Source organism: Mesorhizobium sp. M7A.F.Ca.ET.027.03.2.1 (assembly GCF_003999175.1).
GTDB lineage: Bacteria > Pseudomonadota > Alphaproteobacteria > Rhizobiales > Rhizobiaceae > Mesorhizobium.
Genome location: NZ_RZOM01000153.1, coordinates 1 through 8,335, shown reverse-complemented (window position 1 = coordinate 8,335; position 8,335 = coordinate 1). Strand labels below are relative to the sequence as shown.

Annotated in this window: 9 protein-coding genes; 3 read left to right on the top strand and 6 right to left on the bottom strand. The window is 63.3% G+C overall.

Annotated elements, in window-relative coordinates; translation table 11 throughout:
• Positions 1 to 295: isoprenylcysteine carboxylmethyltransferase family protein (locus tag EN750_RS09575; protein WP_145967528.1), on the top strand; the 295-nt coding region annotated here is incomplete at its 5' end.
• 215 nt (positions 296 to 510) lie between these two features.
• Here EN750_RS09575 and EN750_RS09570 read toward each other — a convergent pair.
• The 6 genes from EN750_RS09570 to EN750_RS09545 form a co-directional block, all read right to left on the bottom strand.
• Positions 511 to 1,458 (bottom strand): nucleoside hydrolase, encoded by a 948-nt coding sequence (locus tag EN750_RS09570; RefSeq protein ID WP_245482661.1) that lies wholly within the window; start codon positions 1,456 to 1,458, stop codon positions 511 to 513.
• Positions 1,455 to 2,468, bottom strand: a complete 1,014-nt coding sequence (locus EN750_RS09565; protein ID WP_127396271.1) for a nucleoside hydrolase — start codon at positions 2,466 to 2,468, stop codon at positions 1,455 to 1,457. Before EN750_RS09565 ends, EN750_RS09570 begins: the two co-directional genes overlap by 4 nt.
• Before the next feature lie 11 nt (positions 2,469 to 2,479).
• Positions 2,480 to 3,466, bottom strand: coding sequence for an ABC transporter permease (locus tag EN750_RS09560; protein ID WP_127396270.1), 987 nt, complete (start codon positions 3,464 to 3,466; stop codon positions 2,480 to 2,482).
• Positions 3,454 to 4,494 (bottom strand): ABC transporter permease, encoded by a 1,041-nt coding sequence (locus EN750_RS09555; RefSeq protein WP_127396269.1) that lies wholly within the window; start codon positions 4,492 to 4,494, stop codon positions 3,454 to 3,456. Before EN750_RS09555 ends, EN750_RS09560 begins: the two co-directional genes overlap by 13 nt.
• Positions 4,491 to 6,065 carry an ABC transporter ATP-binding protein gene (locus EN750_RS09550; RefSeq protein WP_189526120.1) on the bottom strand — a complete coding sequence of 525 codons (1,575 nt, stop codon included), beginning with the start codon at positions 6,063 to 6,065 and terminating at the stop codon, positions 4,491 to 4,493. Before EN750_RS09550 ends, EN750_RS09555 begins: the two co-directional genes overlap by 4 nt.
• A 91-nt stretch (positions 6,066 to 6,156) precedes the next feature.
• Complete coding sequence (locus EN750_RS09545; protein ID WP_127267638.1) at positions 6,157 to 7,161, bottom strand: BMP family ABC transporter substrate-binding protein; 1,005 nt, start codon at positions 7,159 to 7,161, stop codon at positions 6,157 to 6,159.
• A gap of 255 nt (positions 7,162 to 7,416) precedes the next feature.
• On the opposite strand from EN750_RS09545, the gene EN750_RS09540 reads away from it, so the two are divergent.
• Positions 7,417 to 8,001, top strand: a complete 585-nt coding sequence (locus EN750_RS09540) for an amino acid synthesis family protein (protein ID WP_127396267.1) — start codon at positions 7,417 to 7,419, stop codon at positions 7,999 to 8,001.
• Positions 7,998 to 8,335 (top strand): amino acid synthesis family protein (locus EN750_RS09535; RefSeq protein WP_145967526.1); only part of this gene is annotated, 338 nt, incomplete at its 3' end. The genes EN750_RS09540 and EN750_RS09535, both read left to right, overlap by 4 nt.

Here is an 8,335-nt window from a genome sequence, read left to right as displayed (position 1 = left end):
TTACTGGCTTGGACGGACTTTCTCCATCATGGCCACTGCGCGCAAGCTTGTTACTTCAGGTCCATATGCTGTTGTTCGCCATCCACTCTATATCTGTGAGGCGATATTCGTTTCCGGGGTCATTATTTCGCATCTTTCCGCATTGATGGTCGCGCTAGGTGCGCTCCAATTTCTCTTGCAATATCGACGCGCCCGGAATGAGGAGAGCATCCTGCGACAAACTTTCCCCGATTACGAAGCCTACGAGCGGACTACTCCGATGCTCATCCCATCTTTATCGTCACTACGTTGGTAGCGGTGATCTGTGTGGTGGATTGCTGTCACCAAAGCTGGCACTCAACGGCCAAACAACGAGCGCGCTCCTGATCCTGCCGGTCCTGTATTTCGCGGCTCTCAAGGCGGGTCACTGGCGCAAATCTGCACCATAGGCAAGAATGTACCATAGCTGAGTGCAGGGAGTCAAGAAAAAATTCCTATCTTGAAGCGCTGCCGGCGCAGCTCGCGCTCCGTTCAGTCCCGCAGCAGATCGAACATCAGCTTGAAGAAGCGGTCCGCGTCGACCTCATGGGCGATGCGGGCATTGTCCTTTTCGCCGCGCTCGCCCCAGTAATCGGCGATGGTCGCGCCGAAGGCGTAGGTGCCGGACAGATCGACGCCGATATGGGCAGGGCGCGTGCGCACCAAGGTCGGGTCGATGGCCAGCGCCAGCGCGAGCGGATCGTGCATGGCGCCGCCGACGCCCATCGAGTTGCGGTGCAGCTTCTCGTAGAACAGCAGCCAGTCGTTGACGAGCCGTCCGAGCGGCGTGTCGATGGTGGCGAGTTCGGCATACTGCGGCGCCTCGATCAGCACCTGCATGGTGACGTCGAGGCCGACCATCAGGATAGGCGCGCCGCTATCCAGCACGATCTTCAACGCTTCGGGGTCGCAGAACGCATTGAACTCGGTCGGCGTGATGATCTCGCTCTTGCGGTAGAACACGCCGCCCATCCAGATCAGATCCTTGATCTTGGGCAGCACGTCGCGATGCTTGAGGATCATCAGGCCGATATTGCTGAGCGGGCCGGTGGCAACGACCAGGATCGGTTCGGGCGCGGCGCGCAGTCTGTCGGCCAGGAAATCGACGGCATGCTGGTCGACCGGCTTGATCGTCGCCTGCGGCAGGTAGGGCGAGCCCTCGAGGCCGCTTGGGCCATCGGCGGTGCCGAGCACCAGCGGGCGCGCCAGCGGACGGTGGCAGCCCTGCGCGACAGGCACGTCGCCGGCGCCGATATACTCCAGGATGCGCAAGGCATTGGCGGTCGTCTTCTCGACCTCCGCATTGCCGCAGGTCGTGGTGACGCCGAGTAGTTCAATGGCCGGGGAGCGGTGCGCCATGACCAGCGCAATGGCGTCGTCGTGGCCGGGGTCGCAGTCGAACAGGATAGGAGTTGGCTTGATCATCATGTCGTCTTTCACGCCGCCCGCTCGTAGCGCGCTATGGTCTTCTTGAAGCCGTCGAGGAAGCGCCGGCCGTCCAGGCCGGTGCAGATGCGGGTGGTCTTGGGCCCGCCGCCGGGCAGCAATTGCCGGCCGCGATAGGCGACGGTCTGGCCGCGCGCCAGCCTGCCGTCGAGGACGACGTCGGCGAACAGCGGCTCGGTCATCGTCGCCAGGCCGGGATCGAAAGCCAGCGCCACGGTGATCACGTCGTCCATCGGGAACCCGACGAGGTCGAAGAATTCGCGCCAGATGTCGATGTAGATCGGGAAGCTGTCGGCGATCATCTCAAGGACGGGATTGTCCCTGGCGACGGCCTGCATGTCGGCGATGTCGTCGCGTGTCAGCATCGAATCGGCGACGCGGTTGTCCTCGCAGATGTCGAGCGGCACGAGGATCTTCTCGACATCGGCGTTCAGCACGATGCGCGAGGCCTCCGGGTCGGCCCAGATGTTGTACTCCGACAGGGGTGTGATGTTGCCCGGCGTCTGGAAATTGCCGCCGAGCACGATCAGCCGCTTGAGTGCACCGGTCAATCCCGGCTCCTGCAACAGCGCCATCGCCGCATTGGTCAGCGGGCCGGTCGTCACCAGCGTGATCTCGCCCGGATTGGCCATGACCGTGCCGATGATGAAATCGACCGCATGTCCCGACGTGGCCTGCCGCACCGGCGTCGGCGCCGGCGGGTTGAACTTCTTCAGGCGATCGCCGAAACGGGCAACAAGCCGCTTTTCGAAATGCACCGGCGCCTCCATGTCGGCCTTGGCGTTGCCGACGATCGGCCGCCACGCGCCGGCGTGAACCGGGATATCGTCACGCCCGGCGAGCGTCAGCGTGTTGAGGACGACGTTGGTGACCTGCTCGATCGGGCCGGCGGCACCGGTCACGGTGGTCACGCCCTCGAGCCGCAGCTTCGGACTGACCGCTGCAAACAGCACGGCGAGAATATCGTCGCCGGCCGAATCCACGTCGAGGATTATGCGTTCCATAAAGGCTTCCTTCACTGGGGATTTTTGCCGCCGGGTTCGGCGTTCTTGTCCACCGACAGCAGCTTACGCATCGATTCCAGCGTCTCCGCGATAATCCTCGGACGCGCCCGGTAGGACAGCGCGAACAATGCGATCAGCGCGACGACATAGGGGACGGTGAGAACCAGGTAGGAGGGATAGCCGAACGTCTGCAGGCGCAACGAAAAAGCATCCGCAAAGCCGAACAGCAGGCAGCCGGCCAGCACCTTCAGCGGATCGCCATTGGAGAAGATCAGGATTGCCACCGCCATGAAACCACGGCCCGACGACATGTTTTCCGTGAACATGGTGATGTAGCCGAGTGACAGGTGAGCGCCGGCGAGGCCCGCCAGCAGTCCGCACAGCAGGGACGCGATATAGCGGACGCGGGTGATCGAGATGCCAAGCGCCTCGGCGGCTTCCGGTTTTTCGCCGACGACGCGGATATAGAGGCCGAGCCGCGTCCTGGTATAGCAGACGACCAGCAGCGGCACCGCGATGAAGGCGACATAGACGAGCGGCGTGAAGCCGGAGATCAGCGGCGCCCACGAGCCGAGAAGGTCGCGGGCACCGGGCAGCTGGACTTTCGGCAGGCCGACGATGCCGTGACCGACGATCGAGCCGCGCGTGCCGAAGATCGCTTTCATCAGCGAGATTGTCATGCCGCCGGCCAGGATGTTGAGCGCCAGCCCGACGACCACTTCATTGGCCTTGAAGCTCACCACCAGGACAGCAAAGACCAGGGCGAAGACGAGCGCCGCCGCGACGCCGCAGGCGACCCCCGCCAGCGCGGAACCGGTCCAGATCGACCCGAGGACGGCGAAGAAGGCGCCGACCAGCATCTGCCCTTCGAGGCCGATGTTGAAGATGCCGGCCTTGGTGGTGAACGAGCCGCCAAGCGCGACCAGAAGGATGGGCGCGGTGGTGCGAAGCGTCGCCGCGATCAGCGCGACGTTGATGAGCTTGTCTAGAATTTCCATCGCCGCTCCCCTGCCTGGCTGTCGCCACGCTTTCTCACCAGCACCTGGGCCGACACGCTGAGGATGATCAGCGCCTGGATCACGGTGATGATTTCGCGCGACGCGCTGGTGTCGACCTCGAGCAGCAGCGATCCGTTGCGCAGGGCGCCGAAGAACAGTGCGGTGAAGATGGTGGCGACAGGCGAGCCATTGGCAAGCAGGGCGGCGATCAACCCGTCGAAGCCGAAACCGGGGGCAAATCCTTCCATGAAGCGGTGATGGACGCCGAGCGTCTCGACGCCGCCGGCCAGCCCGCCGACGGCCCCCGAAAGCAGCAGGACCAGGAAACCCTGCCGTTTCACGTTGACGCCGCCATATTCGGCGAATTTCGGCGCCGAACCGACCATCGTGACGCCGTAACCCCATTTGGTGTAGCGGAAGACAAGGGCTGCGCCGACCGCCAGCACCAGGCCAATGACCAGACCCCAGTTCAACCGCGAAAAGGTGAAGATCTCCGGCAGGTAGGATGTCGCCAGGATCGGCGGTGTCTCCGACCAGCCACCCGGCCGCTTGAACACGAAGATGGTGAAATAGGACGTGAGCAGCACCGCCACGTAGTTCGACAGGATCGTCGAGACGACTTCGTTGGTGTTGTAGCGGGCGCGGAAGTAGGCGGGGAGGGCGACCCAGGCCGCGCCTGCCACGACCGCGAGCGCCAGCGCGGCCAGCGTGTGAATGCCCGCGGGCAGGGGCATGGCAAAGCCGACCCACGCGGCGGCGAAGCCGCCGAGGAACAGCTGGCCCTCGATGCCGACGTTGAACATGCCGCCGCGCAGGCCGATGCAGGCGGCGACACCGCAGATCAGGATCGGCGTCGTCTGCAGCAAGGTCCCGGCGATCTTCTCCTGATCGCCGAAGGCGCCGCGCAACAGCGTCATGAACACACGCACCGGGCTTTCGCCAACCATGAGGATGATGATCGCGCCCATCAGCAGCGCCACGCCGACGGCGATGATCTGGCCGGAAACGGCACGCAAATGGTCTGTCATGATGCGGTCTCCGCGGCGAATTCCGGCGCGGCCACGCCTGCCATCATCATGCCGATGCGCTCCTCGTCGGCCTCGTCGCCGGCGACCTCGCCCATGATCCGCCCGTTGAACATCACCAGGATGCGGTCGGCAAGGGCGGCCAGTTCGTCGAGCTGAACGGAAATCAGCAGGATTGCGCGGCCGGCGGCGCGCTGGCGCATGATCTCGTCATGAATGGCCTCCTGGGCGCCGATGTCGACGCCGCGCGTCGGCTGGTCGATCAGCAGGAAATCGGCGCCGTTGGTGAATTCGCGCGCCAGAACGACCTTCTGGATGTTTCCCCCCGAAAGCCGCTTGACCGCATCGCCCGGTCCGCGCGTGCGAATGTCGAAGCTCTTGATCAGCGTTTCGGCGTTTTGATTTATGGCATTCCAGTTGAGCATGCCACCGCGGCTCCATGGTGCGCGATGCTGGCGGCCCATCAGGGTGTTGGCTGCTATCGAAGCGTTGCGATCGACCCCGCGCACCATGCGGTCGCCTGGAACATGGGCGAGGCCTGCCTGGCGGATCGCGGCGGGGGAGAGCGCGGTGAGATTCCGGCCCTTCAGCCACGCCCCGCCATGGCTTGCCGGTCGCAAGCCCGAAAGCACTTCCGCCAGCTCCGTCTGTCCATTGCCGGCCACACCCGCGATCCCCACCACCTCGCCGGAGCGGACGGTGAAACTGGCATCGCGAAGAGCCGGCAGCAGGCGATCGTCGCGCGCCCACAGATCCTTGACTTCGAGCACCACGTCGCCGTGCAGCGAAGCGCGCGGCCGGCGGTCAAAGCTCACCTCGCGGCCGACCATCATGTGCACCAACTCGTCCTTGCTGAGCTCGGCCGTCGGCCGGGTCGCCACCTTCCTGCCGTTGCGCAGCACCGTCACCGTGTCGGACACTTCCATCACCTCTTCCAGGTGATGCGAAATGAAGATCACCGTCATGCCTTCGGCCACGAAGCTGCGCAGTGTCTGGAACAGTTCACGGCTTTCCTGCGGCGTCAGCACGGCGGTCGGTTCATCGAGGATGATGGTGCGCGCGCCGCGCACCAGGACCTTAAGGATTTCGATGCGTTGCTCTATGCCGACCGAGAGCAGCCCGACGCGCTCGGTCGGATCGACCTGCAGGCCGAAGCGCTTCGACAGGTCGCGCGTGCGCGCAATTTGTGCGGCGTGGTCGATCAGGCCATGGCGACGGATTTCCATACCGAGAAAGACGTTGTCGGCAACCGAGAGCGAGGGAACCAGCTTGAAATGCTGGTGAACCATGCCGAGGCCGGCCTTTATCGCCACGGACGGATCGGCGATCACGATCTCTTCACCGTTCAGCCGGATCGAGCCTTCGTCCGGCTGCAAGAGGCCGAACAGGATGTTCATCAGCGTCGTCTTGCCGGCACCGTTCTCGCCGATGATGGCGTGGATCTCGCCGCGGCGGACCGCAAGGTCGATGCCGTCATTGGCGACGAATGCGCCAAAACGCTTGGTGATGCCAGTCAACTCGACGGCCATCGCGGCATTGCTGTGGAGGGTCGGCGACCCCGGCGTGTTCGACAACGTGGCTCTCGCAGATTGGACACTGATCCGCCGCGGCAAGCCGCGGCGGATCAGTGTAGCGCTTTCTTGGGAGGGAGGCGCTGTTGTTGGCTTACTTTGCCTTGGCGATCACGATCTTGCCGTCGACGATGCCCTTTTTGATCTCGTCCAGCTTGGCGGTCACGTCAGCGGGGATCTTTGGGGCAATATCATCGCAGACCTTGACCTCGACACCGCCCGAGGCGAGGTCGAAAGTGCGGGTGCCGGCGGTGATCTTGCGGCCCTCGACCTCATCCTTGATCAGCGTGTAGACGGCGATGTCGCCGCGCTTCAGCATGCTGGCGAGCACATTTCCGGGAGCCGAGCCGCACATGTCGATGTCGACGCCGATCGAATATTTGTCGACCGCGGCACTTGCCTGCATCACGCCTTCACCCGTCGGGCCGGCGACGTTGTAGACAATATCGGAGCCTTGGCCGTAAAGCGCCTGGGCAAGTTCGCTTCCCTTGGCCGGGTCGTCGAAGGTTCCGGCGAAGACGGAGTTTACCTTGACGTCGGGCGCGGCATATTTGGCGCCTTGCTCGTAGCCGCCCAGGAAGTTGCGGATCACCGGAATATCGCGGCCGCCGACAAAGCCGATCGCCTTGCCATCGCCGATCTTGTCGAAGGCGGTGCCCTTGGCTTCGATCATGCCGGCAAGCGCGCCGGCCACGAAGGATCCCTGCTCCTCGGCGAAATTGGCGTAGATCATCTTGGGGTTGTCGAGGACGCCATCGATGAACACGAAGCGCTGGTCGGGATATTCGGCGCTGACCTTCTGCAGCGAGTCCACCAGCTCCCAGCCCATCACGAAGATGAGGTCATATTGTTTGCCCTTGGCAAGATTCTCGAACTGCTGCTGGTAGTCGAGCGCGCGATTGCCGGTGTCGACCAGCTTGAGGTCGATGCCGAAATCGGTCTTGGCCTTGTTGAGGCCGTTGACGATCGAAACGCCAAAACCCTGTGCAAAATATCCCGAGATGGCGGCCACGGAAACCTTGGCCTGTGCGGCGGCCGGTCCGAACGAAATGGCAAGCATCGTGCCGGCCAGAAATAAACTCTTGAGCGCCCTTTTCATGTCATTCCCCTTCAGCTTTTTTCAGCTTTCGAAGCCACGCTTTGACCATCCCCCACATATCGCCGTAACAACGGCGAGTTCGTTGATGGTCATATGAGTTTAGGAGCGGCTTAACAGGCTGTCAATCGTCATCCGATGCAGTTTTCTTGGCCCTTCGCCCACGTGCTCGACGTCTGCGCTTGACAAATGTCGACGGGCATAATTGTTGATACTCTAATGAGTTTTCATGAACGACGGGATGAAGGAAGCGAAACAATGCCGGCTGTGGTGGTCAGGAAATTTCTGGTTCAGGTCGAAGAGATATTCCATGAGGGCGGACCCCACGCGGCACGCCCGCTCAAGCGAGGCGCGGTCGTCGCGGTCATCGCCAACCCTTTTGCCGGACGCTATGTCGAGGAGATCACCGGCTTCATGGAAGACCTGAAGCCGCTCGGTCTCGATATGGCCCGGCGCCTGATCGACGCCATTGGTGAAGGCGGCCAGGCCATCGAAGGCTATGGCAAGGGTGCCATAGTCGGCGCCACCGGCGAGCTTGAACATGGCGCGCTCTGGCACAATCCGGGCGGCTACGCGATGCGCGAACTGCTCGGCAATGCCAAGGCGATCGTACCTTCGACCAAGAAGGTCGGCGGCCCCGGAACGCGCATCGACATCCCGATCACGCACATAAACGCCTCCTATGTGCGCAGCCATTTCGATGCGATCGAGATAGGCATTGCCGATGCGCCGCGCGGCGACGAAATGGCCGTCATCCTGGCCATGACCACCGGCGCACGCGTTCATGCACGGGTCGGCGGTCTTGCCGCCGCCGACATCAAGGGCGAGGACGGATTGCGATGAACCCGGAAATCCGCCGTATCATCACCATCGTCGAGGAAACCCGGATCGAAGGCGGACGGCCCGTCGATCCGCCGACGCGGCGTGCCGCAGCCATCGCGGTGATCCGCAACCCCTATGCGGGTACCTACGTCGAGGACCTGTCGGCACTGAGCGCCATAGGCGAAGCCCTGGGCGATATCTTGCCCAAGCGTGCCGTCGCTGCTCTGGGCATTGCCGGCGACCGGGTCGAGAGCTTCGGCAAGGCCGCCGCCGTCGGCGCCGATGGCGAACTCGAACATGCCGCCGCCATCCTTCATCCAAAGCTCGGCGCCCCGTTCCGCGATGTGCTTGGCAA

What these genes read in the sequence shown, in the direction of transcription:
- EN750_RS09545 (WP_127267638.1), bottom strand. Translation starts at nt 7,161, where the DNA reads ATGAAAAGGGCGCTCAAGAGTTTATTTCTGGCCGGCACGATGCTTGCC.
- EN750_RS09560 (WP_127396270.1), bottom strand. Translation starts at nt 3,466, where the DNA reads ATGGAAATTCTAGACAAGCTCATCAACGTCGCGCTGATCGCGGCGACG.
- EN750_RS09540 (WP_127396267.1), top strand. Translation starts at nt 7,417, where the DNA reads ATGCCGGCTGTGGTGGTCAGGAAATTTCTGGTTCAGGTCGAAGAGATA.
- EN750_RS09565 (WP_127396271.1), bottom strand. Translation starts at nt 2,468, where the DNA reads ATGGAACGCATAATCCTCGACGTGGATTCGGCCGGCGACGATATTCTC.
- EN750_RS09555 (WP_127396269.1), bottom strand. Translation starts at nt 4,494, where the DNA reads ATGACAGACCATTTGCGTGCCGTTTCCGGCCAGATCATCGCCGTCGGC.